At 63.4% G+C, this 18,666-nt stretch carries 13 protein-coding genes and 4 pseudogenes; 10 read left to right on the top strand and 7 right to left on the bottom strand.

Annotated elements, in window-relative coordinates; genetic code table 11:
- The first annotated feature begins 369 nt into the window (after positions 1–369).
- The 8 genes and pseudogenes from ACFU5V_RS41045 (at position 370) to ACFU5V_RS41010 (ending at position 11,555) form a co-directional block, all read left to right on the top strand.
- Positions 370–1,905 (top strand): Re/Si-specific NAD(P)(+) transhydrogenase subunit alpha, encoded by a 1,536-nt coding sequence (locus ACFU5V_RS41045; RefSeq protein WP_378706919.1) that lies wholly within the window; start codon positions 370–372, stop codon positions 1,903–1,905.
- Position 1,906: 1 nt separating this feature from the next.
- Positions 1,907–3,340 (top strand): Re/Si-specific NAD(P)(+) transhydrogenase subunit beta, encoded by a 1,434-nt coding sequence (gene pntB, locus ACFU5V_RS41040; protein ID WP_378706917.1) that lies wholly within the window; start codon positions 1,907–1,909, stop codon positions 3,338–3,340.
- A gap of 100 nt (positions 3,341–3,440) precedes the next feature.
- Positions 3,441–4,844 carry an MmgE/PrpD family protein gene (locus ACFU5V_RS41035; RefSeq protein ID WP_378706915.1) on the top strand — a complete coding sequence of 468 codons (1,404 nt, stop codon included), beginning with the start codon at positions 3,441–3,443 and terminating at the stop codon, positions 4,842–4,844.
- Positions 4,845–4,996: 152 nt separating this feature from the next.
- Positions 4,997–5,350 carry an SDR family oxidoreductase gene (locus ACFU5V_RS41030; protein ID WP_378706913.1) on the top strand — a complete coding sequence of 118 codons (354 nt, stop codon included), beginning with the start codon at positions 4,997–4,999 and terminating at the stop codon, positions 5,348–5,350.
- Positions 5,351–5,500: 150 nt separating this feature from the next.
- Entirely contained in the window at positions 5,501–6,976 is a 1,476-nt protein-coding gene (locus ACFU5V_RS41025) for an MFS transporter (protein ID WP_378706911.1), read from the top strand.
- A gap of 8 nt (positions 6,977–6,984) precedes the next feature.
- A pseudogene (locus tag ACFU5V_RS41020) lies at positions 6,985–7,503 on the top strand (TetR/AcrR family transcriptional regulator); the annotation flags it as partial.
- Positions 7,415–7,906, top strand: a complete 492-nt coding sequence (locus tag ACFU5V_RS41015; protein WP_378706909.1) for a hypothetical protein — start codon at positions 7,415–7,417, stop codon at positions 7,904–7,906. The pseudogene ACFU5V_RS41020 and the gene ACFU5V_RS41015, both read left to right, overlap by 89 nt.
- A 382-nt stretch (positions 7,907–8,288) precedes the next feature.
- Complete coding sequence (locus tag ACFU5V_RS41010) at positions 8,289–11,555, top strand: protein kinase (protein WP_378706907.1); 3,267 nt, start codon at positions 8,289–8,291, stop codon at positions 11,553–11,555.
- Between the two features lie 256 nt (positions 11,556–11,811).
- On the opposite strand, the gene ACFU5V_RS41005 is transcribed toward ACFU5V_RS41010, so the two are convergent.
- Positions 11,812–11,952 (bottom strand): hypothetical protein, encoded by a 141-nt coding sequence (locus ACFU5V_RS41005; protein WP_378706905.1) that lies wholly within the window; start codon positions 11,950–11,952, stop codon positions 11,812–11,814.
- A gap of 131 nt (positions 11,953–12,083) precedes the next feature.
- On the opposite strand from ACFU5V_RS41005, the gene ACFU5V_RS41000 reads away from it, so the two are divergent.
- Positions 12,084–13,070, top strand: a complete 987-nt coding sequence (locus tag ACFU5V_RS41000) for an aldo/keto reductase (RefSeq protein WP_378706903.1) — start codon at positions 12,084–12,086, stop codon at positions 13,068–13,070.
- Between the two features lie 50 nt (positions 13,071–13,120).
- Here the strand turns inward: ACFU5V_RS41000 and ACFU5V_RS40995 are convergent.
- From ACFU5V_RS40995 to ACFU5V_RS40970, 6 genes and pseudogenes are all read right to left on the bottom strand, one after another.
- A pseudogene (locus ACFU5V_RS40995) lies at positions 13,121–13,962 on the bottom strand (sulfurtransferase).
- A gap of 28 nt (positions 13,963–13,990) precedes the next feature.
- Positions 13,991–14,881 carry an FAD-binding oxidoreductase gene (locus ACFU5V_RS40990; protein WP_378706901.1) on the bottom strand — a complete coding sequence of 297 codons (891 nt, stop codon included), beginning with the start codon at positions 14,879–14,881 and terminating at the stop codon, positions 13,991–13,993.
- Positions 14,882–14,935: pseudogene (locus ACFU5V_RS40985) on the bottom strand (hypothetical protein); the annotation flags it as partial.
- A gap of 74 nt (positions 14,936–15,009) precedes the next feature.
- A pseudogene (locus ACFU5V_RS40980) lies at positions 15,010–15,291 on the bottom strand (FAD-binding oxidoreductase); the annotation flags it as partial.
- Positions 15,236–15,601: a hypothetical protein gene (locus tag ACFU5V_RS40975; RefSeq protein ID WP_378706899.1), complete on the bottom strand. Its 366-nt coding sequence runs from the start codon at positions 15,599–15,601 to the stop codon at positions 15,236–15,238. The gene ACFU5V_RS40975 and the pseudogene ACFU5V_RS40980, both read right to left, overlap by 56 nt.
- 84 nt (positions 15,602–15,685) lie before the next feature.
- On the bottom strand, positions 15,686–15,811 hold the full coding sequence (locus ACFU5V_RS40970; RefSeq protein WP_378706897.1) for a hypothetical protein: 126 nt from the start codon (positions 15,809–15,811) through the stop codon (positions 15,686–15,688).
- A 990-nt stretch (positions 15,812–16,801) separates the two neighbouring features.
- On the opposite strand from ACFU5V_RS40970, the gene ACFU5V_RS40965 reads away from it, so the two are divergent.
- Positions 16,802–17,683 carry an NAD(P)-dependent oxidoreductase gene (locus tag ACFU5V_RS40965; protein WP_378706896.1) on the top strand — a complete coding sequence of 294 codons (882 nt, stop codon included), beginning with the start codon at positions 16,802–16,804 and terminating at the stop codon, positions 17,681–17,683.
- The last annotated feature ends 983 nt before the right edge of the window (positions 17,684–18,666 follow it).

Raw genomic sequence — 18,666 nt, 5'->3', positions numbered from 1 at the left:
TGCCGGCTCCGGTCCCGCGGTTGTCCCGGACGCCCGGTCAGATCAAGTCGCCGGCACCGAAGCTCGGCCAGGACAACAACAAGATCGAACTCTGATGAGTTCGATATCTGTCAAGAACGAAATCTGAGGAACCAAACCACAACGCTCAACCGTCACAGCGCATCTGCGTGCGGACGCGATGGAACTCGCTCGCTGCGTCACCGTCGGCGACGAACCATACGACTCGTGCGATCAGTCCGGTTCCGCGAATCCGCCGCGATCGGCGATTCGTTTCGGGCGCTGACCGTCGGCGAAGGGAGATTCACGGTGTCGAGCTCTGAAGTGTTAGCAGATTACCCAGTCACTACGACTGCGCGCGCCGCCGCCACCATCGGCGTCGTGGCCGAGTCGCATCTGAAGGAGACGAGGGTCGCGGCTACCCCCGCTACCGTCAGGCAATTGATCGGTCTGGGATACGACGTCCTTGTCGAGTCAGGAGCGGGGAAACGATCCAGTTTTGCCGACGAAGCCTACGCGGCGGCAGGTGCTGCCGTGGTTACGACCGGCGAGGCCTGGACTAGCGAGATCATCATCAAGGTCAACGCTCCTACCGACGACGAGATCGCCCGCCTACAGGACGGTGCGACCCTCGTCGGGCTGCTCCACCCCGCCTATAACCCCGATTTGGTCGACAAACTCGCTGTACGCCGGGTCACGGCTCTGGCAATGGACGCTGTTCCACGCATCTCGCGTGCGCAGTCGATGGACGTGCTCAGCTCGATGGCCAACATCGCCGGCTACCGAGCCGTCATCGAAGCAGCCCACGAGTTCGGTCGCTTCTTTACCGGCCAAGTGACCGCCGCTGGAAAAGTGCCTCCAGCGAAGGTTCTCGTCGCCGGTGCGGGGGTCGCCGGCCTGGCGGCGATCGGCGCAGCCAGCAGCCTCGGCGCGATTGTGCGTGCCACCGATCCGCGCCCGGAGGTCGCCGACCAGGTCAAGTCCATCGGCGGCGAGTACTTGGCAGTCGAGGTCGACGAGGACGGAATGCACTCCTCGGACGGGTACGCGAAGGCGACCAGCGAGGCGTATAACCTGCGCGCAGCCGAGATCTACTCCGAACAAGCACGGGACGTCGACATCATCATCACCACCGCACTGATCCCCGGCCGCCCCGCCCCTCGCTTGATCACTGCTGCGGACGTGGCGAGCATGTCGAGCGGTTCGGTAATAGTGGACATGGCTGCCTCTCACGGTGGAAACGTCGAAGGCAGCGTCGCCGGCGAGGTAGTGCGGACGGGCAACGGCGTCACCATCATCGGCTACACCGATCTCGCAGGACGACTGCCCACCCAGGCCTCTCAGCTATACGGCACCAATCTGATCAACCTCGCCAAGCTGGTAACCCCAAACAAGGACGGCCAGTGGGCCCTGGACCTCGACGACGTCGTCCAGCGCGGGATCACCGTCGTCCGCAACGGCGACAAGCTCTGGCCACCGCCTGCGGTGCAGGTCAGCTCCGTACCCGAACCGCTATCAGTGCCCTCAGTACCCGCACCGGTAAGCGAGCAGAAGTCGTTGTCCACCGGTGCCAAACTCGGGCTGGCGTCAATGGCGGTTGCGGTGCTTTTTCTTCTGACCGCCTATGCACCCGAACCGCTCCCGCGGCACCTCACCGTCCTCGTACTCTCAATCGTGATCGGCTACTACGTGATCGGGAAGGTTCACCACGCGCTGCACACCCCGTTGATGTCGGTCACCAACGCTATCTCCGGTGTCATCGTGGTTGGTGCCCTTCTTCAGGTCGGCGCCAACGACACCATTGCCCGCCTCCTCGCTGCCATTGCGATCCTCCTCGCATCCATCAACGTCTTCGGCGGCTTCGCGGTAACCCGCCGCATGCTCGCCATGTTCTCGAAGGGATCCTGAGATGTCGTTCCCCTCGGCTGCCACTGCGGCGTACCTTGTCGCATCCCTTTTGTTCATTCTTTCGCTGGCAGGCCTGTCCAAGCACGAAACCGCCAAGCGAGGTCTCACAGCAGGAATCGCTGGCATGGTCATCGCCTTGGTCGCCACCGTCGGCCTCGTCTTCGACGGACGGGCTGGTGCCGTGTCGGTCGCGCTTCTGGTGATTGCGGTCGTCACCGGCGCTGTCATCGGACTGTGGCGTGCTCGCATCGTCGCGATGACCGGAATGCCCGAGCTGATCGCGTTGCTGCATTCTTTCGTCGGCCTCGCCGCAGTGCTAGTCGGCTGGAACGGCTACCTTGCCTCCGGTCACCTCGGCGGCGCACTGGCCCGCATCCACCATGCCGAGGTCATCATCGGTGTCTTCATCGGCGCGGTGACCTTCACCGGCTCGATTGTCGCGTTTCTCAAATTGTCCGCCCGGATCAAGTCGACACCGTTGGTATTGCCCGGTAAGAATCTGATCAACCTCGGAGCCCTCACGCTCTTCGCCGGTCTGACTATCGCCTTCGTGGTCCACCCGCTGCTGTGGGAGTTGGGCGTCGTTACGATCGTCGCCCTCGCCCTGGGTTGGCATTTGGTGGCCAGCATCGGCGGTGGCGACATGCCGGTCGTAGTGTCGATGCTCAACTCGTACTCCGGGTGGGCTGCCGCCGCCTCAGGCTTTCTGCTCGGCAACGACCTGCTCATCGTCATCGGAGCGCTGGTCGGCTCCTCCGGTGCCTACTTGTCCTACATCATGTGCCAGGCGATGAACCGGTCCTTCCTCTCGGTCATAGCGGGTGGCTTCGGCATCGAAATCCATACCGGCGCAGAGACCGACCATGGTGAGCACCGCGAGATCCGCACTGACGAGGCGGTAGAGCTGCTCGCCTCTGCGTCGTCAATCGTCATCGTTCCCGGGTACGGGATGGCCGTCGCTCAGGCGCAATACCCAGTGGCGGAGTTGACCCGCATCCTCCGCGAACGCGGTGTTGACGTGCGATTCGGTATACATCCGGTCGCGGGGCGACTGCCCGGGCACATGAACGTGCTGCTTGCCGAGGCGAAGGTTCCCTACGACATCGTCTTCGAGATGGATGAGGTCAACGACGACTTCGCCGACACCGACGTCGTGCTCGTCATCGGAGCGAACGACACGGTTAATCCTGCGGCAACCGAGGATCCCGGCAGTCCCATTGCCGGCATGCCGGTTCTCCGTGTCTGGGAAGCATCGAACGTCATCGTGTTCAAGCGGTCCATGGCCACTGGCTACGCCGGCGTTCAGAACCCGCTGTTCTTCCGGGCGAACACCCAGATGCTCTTCGGCGACGCCAGGGACCGTGTCGAAGGCATATCGCGAGCCCTCACTGCTTCGACCACAGTAGCCGCACCCGCGATGACCTCGAAGAAATGAGAGTGGAAGAAATGAGAGTGATTGTGGGCAAATGCAAAAGAGGCTGTGATGTCAACAAGACTGAATCGCCTCAGCAGGGTCGTCGTAGGAAGGACCTGCCGTGACGGATTCGATCGTTGAACAATTGGCCGCGTTCAGTGATTGCACTTCGTTCGTGCAACTACCGTGCCGCGTCATTGACGAGATCAAGCGGCTTGTTCTCGACTCGCTTGGTTGTGCGTTGGCGGCAGGGAGCGAATCCGGCTCCCGTATTGCTATCGAGTACGGTCGCATACTGAGCGGATCGTCAGGCGAAGCGACGATCATCGGCGCTAGTGGAAGGGCCTCGGTGTTCGGAGCCGCGTTCGCCAACGCCGAGCTCGTGCTTGCCCTGGACTACGACGCAGTGATGCAGCCGGGGCATGTCACCCCGTATGTCCTGCCTCCCGCTCTGGCGCTCGCCGAAAGCCTGGGGAGGTCGGGGCAGGACCTAATTGTGTCGCTTGCTGTGGCACACGAGATGTCGTACCGCTTCGGTGAAGCGATGGGACCTTTGCGGTGGTACGACGACGGCCAGTGCTCCGTGGCTCCCGTATTCGGCTACAGCAGTACAGTGTTCGGTGCGACCGCCGCGGTAGGCCTCATACGGAAGCTTCCGCAGGATGTTCTTGCGAGTGCGTTGGGCATTGCCGGGGGGATAGCACCTGTCAACGCGAAGCTCGCGTGGATCAAACACGCTCCGAGCACGACGATCAAACATCTCCCTCCCGGTGTACTCACCCAGACCGCGTTGACGGCGGCGCACTTGGCCGAATTCGGGCATCGTGGCGACCTGCAGCTGCTCGACGACACGGAGTACGGTTACCCTCGGTTCACAGGCGCCTCGCACTGGGATCCCGGACGGATCACGGCTGGGCTGGGCAGCGACTGGCGGTTCCCTGATCGGGTTGTCTACAAACGCTACCCGAATTGCTCAATTATGCATCCGATGCTCGACTCGGTAATCGGGATCGTCGAGGCGAACCACCTTGATCCCCACGAAATCGAGGGAATCGCAGCGTGGGGTGAAGCCTTCTTCGAACAGCCGATCTGGCTCAACCGGACCATCGAAACCGTCCGCGATGCCCAGTACAGCATCGCCCACTGCCTAGCAGCTGCCGCGCATCTGGTACCGATCGGGAAAGAATGGCAGGAATTCGATTTCGTCTTCAGCCCCTCGGTGCTGGCGCTGATGGACAAAGTCACCTTCCATGCACACCCAGGGTCCGGTGGTGCGGCCTCATCAACGAGAGTCGAGATCTCCGCGCGCGGGCGGACCTTCGTGCACGAGCAAGATGGAGAGAGTAGCGGTTCTCGCGTAATGACGACCGAAGAGCTGATCGCCAAGTTCCACAGCAACGCTGACGGAGTGATTACACAGAGCGACGTCAAACGTGTCGTCGATGCCGTGCTGAATTTAGACGCCGTTACTGACATTGGAACCATCATGGATCTGCTCACCCCTGCAGTTGCGCCCAGGCTTTAACGTCACTGAGCGTAAAGGCGAACCGCTGGAGATCGTGGCACAGCCAGGGTCGGGGAGATTACCCACTGATCCGGCGTAGGCGCATCGCGACGACGTTCAAGATCAGTGATTACCTCTACGACGAAAATTCATGCGTTGACCAAGGAGCCACCATGACGCAGCTAGACGGCAAGATCGCCTTGATCACCGGAGGCGGGTTCGGGCTCGGCGCGGCCAGGAGAATGATCGAAGAAGGCGCCACGGTCTACATCGCAGGTCGAGATCAGGCACGGCTGGACGATGCGGTTGCACATTTGGGCGCCCGGGCACAAGTCACCCGCGTCACCAAGAAGACCGAGATGGACACCGTAGCCACGACGATCCTGCAGGGGCAGGGCAAGCTCGACATCGTGTTCGCGAACGCCGGCGCCGAAATTCGGTTCCTCATCAGTGGACCCTGTGGTGATCGCCCGATCGGGAGAGTGACGCGCCTTGGGGATGTGTTCCCCTCAGGGGCGGTATCCTGATCTATATTGCGAAAGTAGTTGTCTTACAGACGATTATGCAAGATTCTGCTAGATGTGTGTTCTGTGGCCCCTCGTGGCAGTCGATTTTCGCTTAGGGATGCTAAATTCTGTGCATGCGGGAGTAAGCGCTCCGCTTCGTTGGGAGTATTCATGAAAACCGCTTCGCCGCGGACGCACTATCATTTGACATTTGCCGTTCTCACTATCGGTGTCGGCGCCTTTGCCCTTCTGCAGTCGCTGGTGATTCCGGTGCTGCCGACCCTCGAGTCGGCACTGGGCACGACTCAGGCCGACGTCACGTGGGTGTTGACCGCCTACCTGTTGTCGGCGTCGATCTCCACCCCGGTCATGGGACGGCTCGGCGACATGCACGGCAAGAAGCGCGTGTTCGTCGTTGCACTCACCGCGCTGGCGGTGGGGTCCCTGCTCGCCGCCCTCGCCACATCTCTGCCGGTAATGATCGCGGCCCGGGTGATCCAGGGCATCGGTGGCGGTGTCCTGCCGTTGGCGTTCGGCATCATCCGCGATGAGTTCCCCGAGGAGAAGGTGGCGGGTGCTGTCGGCATCATCGCCGCACTCACCGCTGTCGGCGCAGGTCTCGGCATCGTCCTCGCCGGTCCCATCGTGACGGTGCTGAGCTACCACTGGCTGTTCTGGATTCCGCTGATCATGGTCGTGCTCGCGGGGGTGGCCGCGCAGATCCTGATCCCCGACTCCCCCGTGCACACTGCCGGCAAGATCAACTGGCTCACCGCGCTGCTGCTCTCCGGGTGGCTCGTCGCGCTACTGCTCGGTGTGAGTCAGGCGCCCACATGGGGTTGGGGGTCACCGATCGTCGTCGGGCTTCTGGTGGCTGCCGCGGTCATCGTCGTGACATGGGTGGTCGCCGAAGCGCGATCCGCCAACCCGCTGATCGACATGCGGATGATGCGCATCCGCAGCGTCTGGGCGGCCAACCTGCTGGCCCTGCTGATGGGCGTCGGCATGTATGCCGCATTCGGCTTCCTGCCGCAGTTCCTGCAGACGCCCACGTCCGCGGGATACGGCTTCGGCGCCTCGGTCACCGAGTCGGGGCTGATGCTGCTGCCCCTGAGCGTGGGAATGTTCCTGCTCGGACTCGCCTCCGGCCGCCTGGCGGCTCGGCTGGGTTCGAAAGTCCTGCTCATCGCAGGGTCGATCGTGGGTGCGATCGGCTACTTCGTGGTGGCGTTCGCGCATGACACCGAAATCGACATCTACGTTGCCACGTCATTGATCGGGATCGGCTTCGGACTGGCTTTCTCGGCGATGTCGAATGTCGTCGTCGCAGCGGTACCACCCGAACAGACCGGTGTCGCCAGCGGTATGAACGCGAACATCCGCACGATCGGCGGCTCTGTGGGCGCTGCACTCATGGCCAGCATCGTCACCGCGGGGGCGTCCTCCGCGGGAGTTCCGCAGGAATCCGGCTACACCCATGGATTCGTCATGCTGGGCACAGCAGTGGGCCTCGGCGCCGTTGCGGCCATGTTCATCCCGGCGATGAAACGGGACAAGACCACGAATCTCGAGGAGTCGGCCGCACTGCGGCACCCGGAACTCGCGATGGTCGCGGGCGGCACTCTGGTGGGCGACGAATCCGAATGAAGTCCGACATGAGGGTTCGGGGAAGCGGAAGGGCGCTGCGCCGCGACGCCGCGGAGAACCGGCAGCGGCTACTCGACGCGGCAGCGACCGTGTTCAGCGAGCGCGGCCTGGATGTGGGGGTCGACGAAATCGCCCGGGTCGCCGGCGTCGGGATCGGCACCCTCTACCGCCGGTTCCCCACCAAGGATGCATTGGTCAGTGAGCTCGTCCGCCAGGTATACGACGACTTCCTGGCCCTTGCCGACGAAGCGCTGTCCGCACCGGACGGCGAAGGCCTCGAGCAGGTTCTGTACGGTACCGGTGCCATCTTGGCGTCGAACCGAGGATGTTTGTCCCGTATGTGGAACGACGACGAGACCACGATGCTGCGGGACGAGTACCGACGGATCCTGTTCGAACTCCTGGCGCGAGCCAAGCAACACGGGCGCATCCGCGAGGATGCCGCCGACGCCGACCTGGATCTCATCTTCTGGTCCGTGCGCGGCGTCGTCGCGACAACCCGCGGCGTCACCGACACAGGGTGGCGCGGACGACATGGCCGACTTCAGCCTCGCCATGTTTCACGTAGCTGCCGGCAAGAACCCATACGACCGCGACCTGACCGACCTTATTGGCGAGCTCGCGACCCGATCCGAAGACTTTCGGGTGCGATGGGCCGCCCACGACCTGCATGAACATCAAACAGGTGTCAAGAGAGTGCACCGCAGCCTCGTCGGTGATATGAGCCAAATATGCGAAACCCCCTCTCTGCCAAAGGATCCCAGGCTGATAGTGTGCACAAACACGGCTGAACCGGGTAGCACTTCAGTCGACGCTTTGCGACTCCTGTCGGCCTGGCATAGACCAATGAACCAACTGTCGACGAGACCACCGTTGCGCAACAAGAAGCTAACCAACCCCCACGGGATGTTGCGCGTCCACCAAACTTGAGATGAGTAAAGACTGGTGGCAGCCAACGGCCTGGACCCCACGTTCATCACATCACGAATTCCATCGCCTCGAATCTCACGACGATCGAGACGCAGTTCAGTACGGAATCGCAGCCGGTTCTTCTGCCGGATTCAGGACACGCAAGCGGGAGACTCTCAGTCTCTCGGTAGTCGCTTGCTCAAGGCACGCGGCAGTTGAGAATCGCCGCAAAGGGTGACATTCCAAAGGCGGATGATCGCAGAACACATTTCAGGACACCAATGGCAGAGATACTCTTGGGGCACGCCATCGAGAGGTGGTCCAAGGGTTGAATGGGTGCTGGTCGTGCCGTCGGGGCCAGTGCATGGGAAGACATGAGTCGACGGAGTGAGTTGACCGTTCGATGGGTGAAGGTGATCCGCTCGACACGCAGCGGTACTCGCCGTCCCCGGCCGCGGAGCTGGCAGGCACCGGTTTCGCCGATGCCGAGGAGATCGGCCGGGGTGGGTTCGGGGTGGTCTACCGCTGCTCGCAGGTGGAGCTGGATCGCACGGTGGCTGTCAAGGTGCTTACCGTGGAATTGGACGAGGAGAATCGGGCCCGGTTCTTTCGGGAGCAGCGGGCGATGGGGCGGTTGACAGGGCACCCGAACATTGTCCATATTCTGCAGGTCGGTGCGACCGGCAGCGGTCGTCCGTACATTGTGATGCCGTATCACCCGCAGGATTCACTGGAGACCCGGATCCGGACAGACGGGCCGCTCACGCTGGACCAGGCGTTGCGGCTGGGGGTGAAAATAGCAGGTGCGGTGGAGTCGGCCCACCGGCTGGGCATCCTGCACCGCGATGTCAAACCGGCGAACATTTTGCTCACCGATTACGGGGAGCCGGAGTTGGCCGATTTCGGTATCGCGCACATCAGTGGGGGTTTCGAGACGGCGACCGGCGCGGTGACCGGGTCGCCAGCGTATACCGCGCCGGAGGTGCTGGGCGGTGATCCGCCGAGTCCGGCGGCGGATGTGTACGGCCTGGGTGCCACCCTGTTCAGTGCTCTGACCGGGCATGCTGCGTTCGAGCGGCGTAGCGGGGAGCAGGTGGTGGCGCAGTTTCTGCGGATCACCACGCAGGAGGTGCCGGATCTGCGGGAGCTTGGCATCCCCGAGGATGTGTCTGCGGTGATCGCTCGGACGATGTCCCGTGATCCTGGTCAGCGTCCGGCTACCGCCACCGACCTCGGCGAGGAACTGCGCGCCCTGCAACGCGACCACGACCTTGCGGTCGACGACATGGCCCTGCACGAGGACCCAGCCGCGAAGGGGAACTATCGGCAGTTGGCGTCGGGCGATCGGCACCATTCCGTACAACCCACCCCTCGGGGCATTACGGGGAACCTTCCCCTGGAATTGACGAGTTTCGTCGGCCGCCGACAGGAGCTCACCGAGGCGAGGAACCTGCTGGCCCGGTCGAGGCTCGTGACGTTGACCGGAATCGGCGGTGTCGGCAAGACGCGGCTGGCGATGCGGGTGGCGGCGGCTGTGCAACGCGACTACGGCGACGGTGTGCGCCTGGTCGAGCTAGGCGAACTGCGTGAAGGGTCGTCGTTGATCGACGCGGTGGCCGCGGAGGTGGGGGTACGGGACCACTCGGCACGGCCGTTGCGGGACGTGCTGGTCGATTTCCTCACGTCGAGAGAACTGCTGCTGGTCCTCGACAACTGCGAACAGATGGTGGACGCGGTCGCCGAACTCACGGGCCTGCTGCTGCGAACCTGTCCGTGGTTGCGGATCCTGGCCACCAGCCGCGAACCTCTGGTCATCGGTGGGGAAGCGGTGTTGCGGGTGCCGCCGCTGGCAGTGCCGGATCCCGAGCGGCGGCCCTCCTTGCGGGGGTTGCCGAAATACGATGCGGTGACGTTGTTCGCCGACCGCGCCGCCGCCGCGGTTCCCGGGTTCGCGCTGACGGAGGAGAACGCGGCGGCGGTGGCGGGGATCAGTCATCGATTGGACGGGTTGCCGCTGCCGATCGAACTGGCCGCCGCACGGTTGCGGGCGATGTCACCCGAGCAGATCCTGCAGCGGCTGACCGACCGCTACACACTGCTCAGTCGCGGCGGCCGGGGTGTGCCGACGCGTCAGCAGACCCTGCGATTGTCGGTCGACTGGAGTTTCGAACTGTGCACCGCCGAAGAACAAGTGGTGTGGGGCCGGGCGGCGGTGTTCGCGGGGAGCTTCGAACTCGATGCGGCCGAGCGCGTGTGTGGTGAGGGTCTGGGCACGGACGAGTTGCTGGACACACTGATGTCGCTGGTGGAGAAGTCGATTCTGATTCGGGAGGAGCACGGGCCGGTGGTGCGGTTCCGGATGCTCGAGACACTCCGCGAATACGGCTACGAAAAACTCGAGCAGACCGGCGAATCCCTCAGTGTGCGCCGGGGGCACCGGGATTGGTACGAGGCCTTGGCATTGGAGGCGGAGGCGGAGTGGATCAGCGCCGACCAACTCGACTGGATCGCCCGGCTGAAGCGGGAACTACCGAACCTGCGGGAGGCCCTCGAATTCACCGTCGACGACGACCCCGCCGCGGGCCTGCGCACCGCCTCTGCGCTCTATTGGTTCTGGATCTCTCAGGGCTATTACAATGAGGCGCGACGTTGGTTCTCCAGTCTCCTGTCACGTTCCAGCGGCCTCCTAACCCGCGAAAGGGCCACTGCCCTGGGGTGTGCAAGCGTCATAGCTGCCATCCAAGGAGACATACAGTCTGGGGCCGAATACGTGGAGGAGGGGCGCGCTCTGGCCTCGCAGGTTGGCGACACCACCATGTTAGCTCTCGCCGCGTATGCAGAGGGCATGTTGGGTCTATACAGCGGTGATCTGCCGCGTGCGTACTCTTCCCTCCAGGTCGCCTTGGAGAATTTCAGCGGACGTGAAGAACGAGTACTCGAAGTCGCGACGCTCTACCCATTGGGCTTGGCATATGGACTGGGCGGACAGACGGGCCGAGCCATTGAATGTCACGAAAAGGTGCTGGCAATCACTGACGCTTATGGCGAGAAGGTGAATCGGTCACATTCGCTGTGGGCTTTGGGTATTGACATGTGGAGACAGGGCAACATCGAACGTTCAGTGCGTTTACTCGAGCAATCGATGGAAATCACTCGTATAGTGCATAGCCCGCGTCTTGCCGCGTCCGGGCTGGAGGCGCTGGCCTGGATCGCGTGTGAGGAACAGGATGCGCGCCGGGCTGCGATACTGATGGGCGCGGCCGCTGAGCTAGCGCGTTCAGTCGGGAGCCTCGCAGTAATTCACTCTAGTCTTTTTGTTTACCACAGTGAATGTGAGAGCAACGCCCGCGTGCAGCTAGGCGACGCTTCATTTATTGCAAACCAGCGCAAGGGCGAACGGCTTGGATTTGACGCTGCGATCGCCTTTGCTCTCCATGAGAAACCGTCCGGTTCTTCTGTGTCGGCCGAAGAGGCCTCGCGACATCTGACAAGACGCGAACACGAAGTCGCCCACCTGATCGCTGAAGGCATGACCAATCAGAAAATTGCTCAACAGCTTGTGATTTCACCGAGGACTGCGCAGGGTCATGTGGAGCACATACTGGCCAAGCTTGGTTTCACCTCCCGCGCGCAGATCGCGGCATGGATTGTTGAGCAGGCGCGAGGTTAGACCCTCGAACCATCAAATGGTGCTTTGAAAGAACAGCAAAGGAAAGGCGAAGGCTGGCACACGAAACCGATCAGCACGAACACGCGTTGTGCCGAAAGGGCCCGCCAAGCGGCTTTGATGCCCCAGTCAGCTTCGCTAGGACGAACGCCTCGAACCGCATGAGGAACACGGCGATGGTTGAGCAGGGCTTGAATTCCTGTTGAGCGCTAGCCACTACTGGATCCACCCACTACTGGATCCACGACAGTTGATGCGATCACCACCACAGCGTGAGCGTTGATCCGGCGGCCTCGGCCTCGGCCTCCTGGATTGCGCGGCAATTCGCGCACGTCATGTTCGCCGATCTGAGCAACGTGCACGTCGTAATCAGCTGTCCGAGTTGATCGCGAAGTGTCATCTGGAAGATTGACGGTCAGTCGCTTGCACATCCGTCGCTGCCAAGGGGGTAAGGACAGGGCCTCCCTCATCCGGCCGCGGGCGGGTTGACTGGACCGTGGAACATGTACACACCTCCGAAGGGTGGAAGAGATGCACGCAAGAATACTCGGTCAGGGTCTGCAGGTGTCGGCCATCGGTCTGGGTGCGATGGGAATGTCGATGTCCTACGGTCCGAATCCGGGTGACCGGAACGACATGATCGGGGTGTTGCGGTACGCGATCGAGCAGGGAGTCACGTTCATCGACACCGCCGAGGTATACGGCCCCTACGTGAACGAGGAGCTCGTTGGCGAGGCGATCGCGCCGATCCGGGACCAGGTTGTCGTCGCGACGAAGTTCGGGTGGAATATCGTCGAGGGTCGGATGCAGGGCACCGATTCACGGCCCGAGCAGATTCGCCGCGTCGCTGATGCGTCCCTTCAACGTCTCGGTGTGGAAAGCATCGACTTGTTCTACCAGCATCGAGTGGACCCGAATGTGCCGATCGAGGACGTTGCCGGCGCTGTCGGTGAGTTGGTGGCTGCTGGAAAGGTGAAGCATTTCGGTCTCTCGGAGGCCGGGGCCGGGACAATCCGCCGAGCCCATTCGGTCTTTCCGGTGACGGCGGTGCAGAGCGAGTACTCGCTGTGGACCCGGGACCCCGAGGCGGAGGTACTGCCTACCTGCGTGGAGCTGGGCATCGGGTTCGTGCCGTTCAGCCCGCTCGGCAAGGGATTCTTCACCGGCACGGTCACGACGGAGTCGACGTTCGCGCCAGGCGAGGTGCGCGCCACCGTTCCTCGGTTCCAGGCTGAGAACCTTTCCGCGAACCAGGCGCTCATCGATCACGTTCGTGCTCTCGCGGCAACGCGAAACGCGACGCCCGCGCAGGTCGCACTGGCGTGGTTGCTTGCGCAGGGCCCGTTCGTCGTCCCGATTCCGGGTACCCGGCGACCCGAGCGCATCGACGAGAACGTCGGCGCGACGATTCTGCCGCTGTCGGCGGACGATGTCGCCGATCTCGACACTTTGGTCGACCGGATCGGGGTCGCTGGCACCCGCTACAACGAGACCGGAATGAAGATGGTCGGACTCTGAGAGCGGCTACCGAGCCTCCGGCGACCGCGCGTCGCCGGAGGCCGTAGGGGTCAGTTGGATTCGTCGCCGGTTTCGATGGGGTTCTCCGGGGCCGACAACCACTGGGACCAGGAGCCGGGGAACAGTGCGAGGTCGATGCCGACCCGGGCTGCCGCGGCGGCGAGCACCGAGGTGGTGACACCGGATCCGCAGTACGCGCCGATTGCTCGGGTGCTGTCGGCACCGCGCTCGCCGAACAACGTCTTCAGCTTCTCCACGTCCGCGAACGTGCCGTCCTCACCGAGTACCTCTGTGGCGTGGAGGTTGACGCGCCAGGGATATGGCCGTCGACCGGCTCGACCTCGCCCCGATACCATTCGGGTGCGCGGGCGTCGAGAAGGACACCGTTGCGTGCGTGGATCGCTGCCTCCGCGGCGGTGAGCGTCGGCAGCGCACCGGTGTACAAGTCGTCGTGCGAAACGGTGACCGTGCCCTCAGCCGTCGAGGCGGAGCCGGTCTCAGTGGCACTGTCTGCGTCGACCCAGGCGGACCAGCCGCCGTCGAGGATCCGGCCGTCGTCAAGTCCTGCGGCACGTAGGACCCACCAGGCCCTGGCGGAGCCGGCGCGGTTCCCGTCGTCGTATACGACGACGGTGTCGCCGCCGTCGATTTCCCAGCGCCGCAACGAGGCCTGCAGAGCGATGCCTGCCGGCAGCGGGTGGCGGCCGCGTCCGGTGACGGTGTGGTCGCTGAGGTCGGCCTCGAGGTCGACGTAGACGGCATCCGGGATGTGCCCGGCCTCGTACGCGGAGCGTCCGTCGGGTGCCGCGAGGGACCATCGGACGTCGAGCACCACGACGCTGGCGTCGGAGTTGAGCAGTTCCACGAGTTCGGGTGCGGAGATGAGTGTCATCGGTGTGTCCTATCGGAGTGTGCGGAGGTCATATTGCTTTGCCGGGATTGAGGATCCCCGCGGGGTCGAACACGGTCTTGAGTGAGCGCTGGACGCCCAGTCCGACGTCGCCGAGTTCGTCGGACAACCACGGTCGTTTGAGGATGCCGACGCCGTGTTCACCGGTCAGTGTCCCGCCGAGCCGCAGCGCCAGCGCGAACACGTCACCGATCGCGGCCTGCACCGACTCCGGGAGCGGATCGGTCGGAGCGACATCGGTCAGCACGATGGGATGTAGGTTCCCGTCGCCGGCGTGCGCGAACGTGAAGATCTGCACCCCGGTGCGCCGGGAGATCTCGGCGATGCCGTCGACCGCCTGCGACAACCGGGTGCGGGGGACCGCGATATCTTCGATGAGGACCCGGCCGAGTCGTTCGATCGAGGGCAGTGCCAGGCGCCTGACCTGCAGCAGTTGCTCGGCCTTGAGCTCATCGGCGGCCGACTCCACCCGGATCGCCCTGGTGCGCAGAATATCTCGCACCATATTCATCTCTGATTCGGCGCCGATGCCATCGGTCTGAACCAACAGGAAAGCACCGCCGTCTGCCCCGAGCGAGGTGCCCTGCGCCGTGTCGATCGCCATCAGCGTCACACGGTCGAGCAGTTCCAGGGTCGACGGCGTGAGTCCGGCAAGGAGGATGGCGCTCACCGTGTCGGCGGCGTCGGTGACGGTCGCGAAGGTGGCTGTCACGGTCTGCGTGCCGGCGGGACGTGGCGTCAGGCGCACGGTGGCCTCGACGACGACCCCGAGGGTGCCTTCTGAACCGACGAACAGGCTGGTCAGGTCGTAACCGGTGACGCCCTTGGCTGTGGTGCGGCCGGTTCGGATGCGTCGCCCGTCACCGAGCACGACATCGAGCGCGAGGACGGCGTCGCGCATGACGCCGTACTTCACACAGCGCACGCCGGCGTTGGTCGCGATGTTGCCGCCGATCGTGGAGATCGCGGCGCTGGCGGGGTCGGGGGCGTAGCGCAGGCCGTGTCGCGCGGCGGCGGCCCGAGGTCCGCTGTGATGCCCCCGGGCTGAACGCGGGCGATGCCGTTGTCGGGATCCAGTTCGAGGATCCGATTCATCCTCGACACGTCGAGGACGATCTCACCCGGCCCCGCGCCGGCGCCACCTGACAGACCCGTCCCGACGCCTCGGGGAACCACGGGGGTCGCGGTGCCACTGGCGTAGCGCAGCGTCGCGACGACGTCGTCGACTCCTGTGTCGGACGGGTCGGTGGACCAGTCAGCCACTTGGGCGGTGAGTTCGGACAGGTGCTTCGGGGGCGCGGCCGCGGTCATTCCGCGGTCGTGTCCCGCCGATCACCGGCAGCGCGGCGCCCAGGTGCAGCCGTTCGAGGAACAGGATCACGGTCGCTGCGACCGACCGGTGGGTCACGTCGTTGAGGATGTCGTGGTGACCGTCCTCGATGACGGCGACGGAGGCGTTCGGCAGGCTCTGATAGACCGCGACCGCCCGGTCGAGCGGGCTGATCCGGTCGGCGCTGCCGTGCACGGCGAGCACCGGAACCGGAGGTGCCGCGGCCGTCAGGTCCGCAGTGGTGATCGCGTCGACGCCTGCGAGGATGCCCTGCGCCGCGGACCGCAGCACGCCCTGGTGAGTGGGGCAGCCGGTGCGGAGTTCGATCTCCTCGTCCCACGACCCCGGAACGCCCGTTCCTACGGGCAGGCCCTTTCAGTGGGCGACGGTGGCCCGGGCGATGGCGATGATGTCTGTGGTGGTGCGGTTGCCGGGCTTCTCGCTGGCGGTCGCGGAGGTGCCGAACACGGCCTGGATCGCCGCGTTGAACGGGACCGGCACGTCGTGCAGGCGTCCGAGGAGAACGATTTCGCCTTTGAGGTAGTCGATTTCGGACGAGACGCCGCGAGCGAAGCTCTGCCCAGGTGGACTGCTGGCCGGGAACGATCCCCGAGTCCGGTGCGGCCGTGAACGCCGAGAGGTCCTCGGTGCGTTCGGCGACGGTGTCCGCAATATCGATGCCCACTGCGCCGAGCACGGCCCGCGCCTCGGCGGCGAGCTCGTTCTCGATGACGATCCGTTTCTCGTCGTCACCGGTGAGGACCTCGACGGCGTTGCGCACGTTGTAGACGATCTTCGCCGCCTTCCAACGGACCACGTCGTCGGAGATCTGCACAATGTACTCGGCAGCACGAAAGTCATCGGCGATCCGCTCGACAGCGGAGTCCGAACAGGGGTTGGTGGCCACCCGCAAGGCGGTCCGCAAACACGCGATCACTGCCACCACAGGGGCTGGCTCACCGGACAAACGCACCGCACCGCATCTCATACACGCCCACTGCTACCACCGGGAAACCGTTGATGGCAACGAGCGCAGCACTTCTGACGGTCTGTAAGCCTTCGGTGCTTGCTTGAGCCGGTTGCCCGGAAATCGGGCATGTCCGGTGGCGTGCTGTCACCTATCTCCAGGCCATCGATGTCGAATTAACGAGAAGTGCAGCCGATACTACCTCATTGCTAGACTCAAGTATAGTATTGCACTTGGATCTACATTGTGACACGATTCGCTGTGACCGCACCTTGAGGTGTTGTGTCACATAGTTTCCCGACCGCAAATCAGGGTTGTGGCGGTTTGCAGCGGAAACCCGAACACGACCGTGAAGCACGGCCAAGAGGTTCATGTCCCATTCGAGAATCACAGACACTTCGGGATGACAACCATGAACGCGGCGGCGGTGCCGCCAGAGGAGGTTGCCAGTGCGGCAGCAATAGAAACGAACTTCGACCGCTGAATGACTCCGTAGCTTTCCTGATCGAATGGAGATATTTAATATGATTAACTCTGTTGCCATCGTTGGAGTGGGTGCGATGGGCGGGCCGATGGCCCGAAGGGTGCACGGCGCCGGCTTCGACCTCATTGTATGTGATCGAGACGAGAAGATTCTTGATGGGTTCTCTTCCGAGGGTGTGAAAGTGACCCAGAAGCCTTCAGAGTGTTCGCAAGCCGACCTTGTCCTGATCCTCGTCGCGACAGCTGCACAGGTGCGCGATGTCGTACTGGGTAGCGACGGAATCACGTCGGGACTGATCGACGGCCACGAGCCACTTGTCGGAGTGATGAGTACGGTCGGGCCCGAGGTGGTAATTCAGCTGCAGGAGGAGCTTCGCCCACGCGGGTTGCGGATCGTGGATGTCCCGATCAGCGGTGGGTCGCATCGTGCAGTGAAAGGCACCTTGGCGATGATGGCTGGCGGCGATCGCGGCGATGTCGCTGCCGTGACTCCTGTGCTGAAATCGATGGGTACCCAGATCCTCCCGTGTGGTGATGTCGGTGCCGCCCAAGCGATCAAGGTGCTGAACAACGTCCTAGGCGGGCTGAACACCCTGATGGCGGCCGAGCTGTATCGCGTTGCTGTAAAACTGGGAATGAACCTGACCGAGATCACCAGTGTCTTGGAAGCGAGTACGGGCAGAAACTGGTTGTCAGCGAACCCCGACGAGGTGAATGTCTCCTTCGCGAAGTTTACTGATAACCGAGCAAGCTTCGACTCACTCATGGTCATCATGAAGAAGGACTTCGAACTGGCGCGCGAACTACTGGCTCAGGACGAGGGGGATTACCCAGTCGTTCACAACGCGATGGAAGTGCTCCAATCGCTCGGGGACGAGACCTTCGAGAACTGGCAATCCGTAGGTCGCGCGCCGCTCATATAGCGTTGCGGGGTTGACTGACCGTTTGCCGTCGATGCCCTCATCTGCGAAGCGCGTCCGGCAGCGTCGCGGACCGTAGAGCAGGTATTGGCCAATCGGGTGGGGGTGGCATCTCATGATGGTGCGGGATGCTGTGGAAAGTGCCGGATCCGGATCGTCCACGGTGAATAATGGCGGTATTGGCTGACCTACCGCGGGCAGTGGGGCATGGGTCGGGCGCGGCATCCGGCAACCGTGTCGCAGCTATGGCGCCAAGTTTACGGTGCGCGCCACGAGCGTCAGCACTGGAGCGGGCGAAGGTCTGGCTGCACCGAAGCCGGATTCATTCTGCAATGACATCGCTACCAACGTAGAGCTATCTCAGGTTGGTATGAGCGGAGCCCGCCTGACACTGAACTACGGTCGCTTGAGATTGGCCTGTGCCAAGATACGGCGACGTTGGCTCTCCGGCTCAGGTTATCCGAAGACGATCAGCCCGACACGCTCGGGTGATCTGGCTCCAGCCCTTGCTGCAAGCCTTTGACGAACCATTGGTGCTGTAACGCATCCCGTATCGCTCTCACTGGGGCATGTCATAGTCCAGGGTTGGCGTGCTCCGGGTGCGACGTGAACACGATGTCACTCGCGTGCAAGCGGGCGGCTCCGGTCAGAGACAGTCAAGCTGCAGTCGATGAGCACGGCCGCACAGCGCTACGTAGGGCATCGCAGTTTTATGCAGTCCGGTTGAACCTCCCCTGACTCCATCTGGATTGTGGCGGGGCGGGGCGGGGTGCCGGCCAGGTCGGGGCCCCGAAGACGCGGAGGCGTTGGCCGGGCCTGTACGTTGAGCGCGCGGCTGATCGGTGGATTGAATCCAGCTCCACCGGGGGTAGGGCAGAGTCAGCGAAAGAACTTCCTGCGCAGGTGCTCTGGATGACACGGCGACCGAACGTCGCCTCTTCGCCAGGCAAGGGGGGCCTTCCGTCGCTTGAACAGCCGACTATTGA

Origin of the sequence: Rhodococcus sp. NPDC057529 (assembly GCF_042802055.1) — a bacterium.
Taxonomy (GTDB): Bacteria; Actinomycetota; Actinomycetes; order Mycobacteriales; family Mycobacteriaceae; genus Rhodococcus_F.
This window is presented reverse-complemented; position numbering and strand designations above follow the sequence as displayed.

Excerpts from the sequence above, each read along its gene's own strand:
- ACFU5V_RS40990 (WP_378706901.1), bottom strand. The coding sequence starts at position 14,881 with ATGCGCGACGCCGTCCTCGCGCTCGATGTCGTGCTCGGTGACGGGCGA.
- ACFU5V_RS41010 (WP_378706907.1), top strand. The coding sequence starts at position 8,289 with ATGGGTGAAGGTGATCCGCTCGACACGCAGCGGTACTCGCCGTCCCCG.
- ACFU5V_RS41005 (WP_378706905.1), bottom strand. The coding sequence starts at position 11,952 with ATGACACTTCGCGATCAACTCGGACAGCTGATTACGACGTGCACGTTG.
- ACFU5V_RS41025 (WP_378706911.1), top strand. The coding sequence starts at position 5,501 with ATGAAAACCGCTTCGCCGCGGACGCACTATCATTTGACATTTGCCGTT.
- ACFU5V_RS41030 (WP_378706913.1), top strand. The coding sequence starts at position 4,997 with ATGACGCAGCTAGACGGCAAGATCGCCTTGATCACCGGAGGCGGGTTC.
- pntB (WP_378706917.1), top strand. The coding sequence starts at position 1,907 with ATGTCGTTCCCCTCGGCTGCCACTGCGGCGTACCTTGTCGCATCCCTT.
- ACFU5V_RS41000 (WP_378706903.1), top strand. The coding sequence starts at position 12,084 with ATGCACGCAAGAATACTCGGTCAGGGTCTGCAGGTGTCGGCCATCGGT.
- ACFU5V_RS41015 (WP_378706909.1), top strand. The coding sequence starts at position 7,415 with ATGCCGCCGACGCCGACCTGGATCTCATCTTCTGGTCCGTGCGCGGCG.
- ACFU5V_RS40965 (WP_378706896.1), top strand. The coding sequence starts at position 16,802 with ATGATTAACTCTGTTGCCATCGTTGGAGTGGGTGCGATGGGCGGGCCG.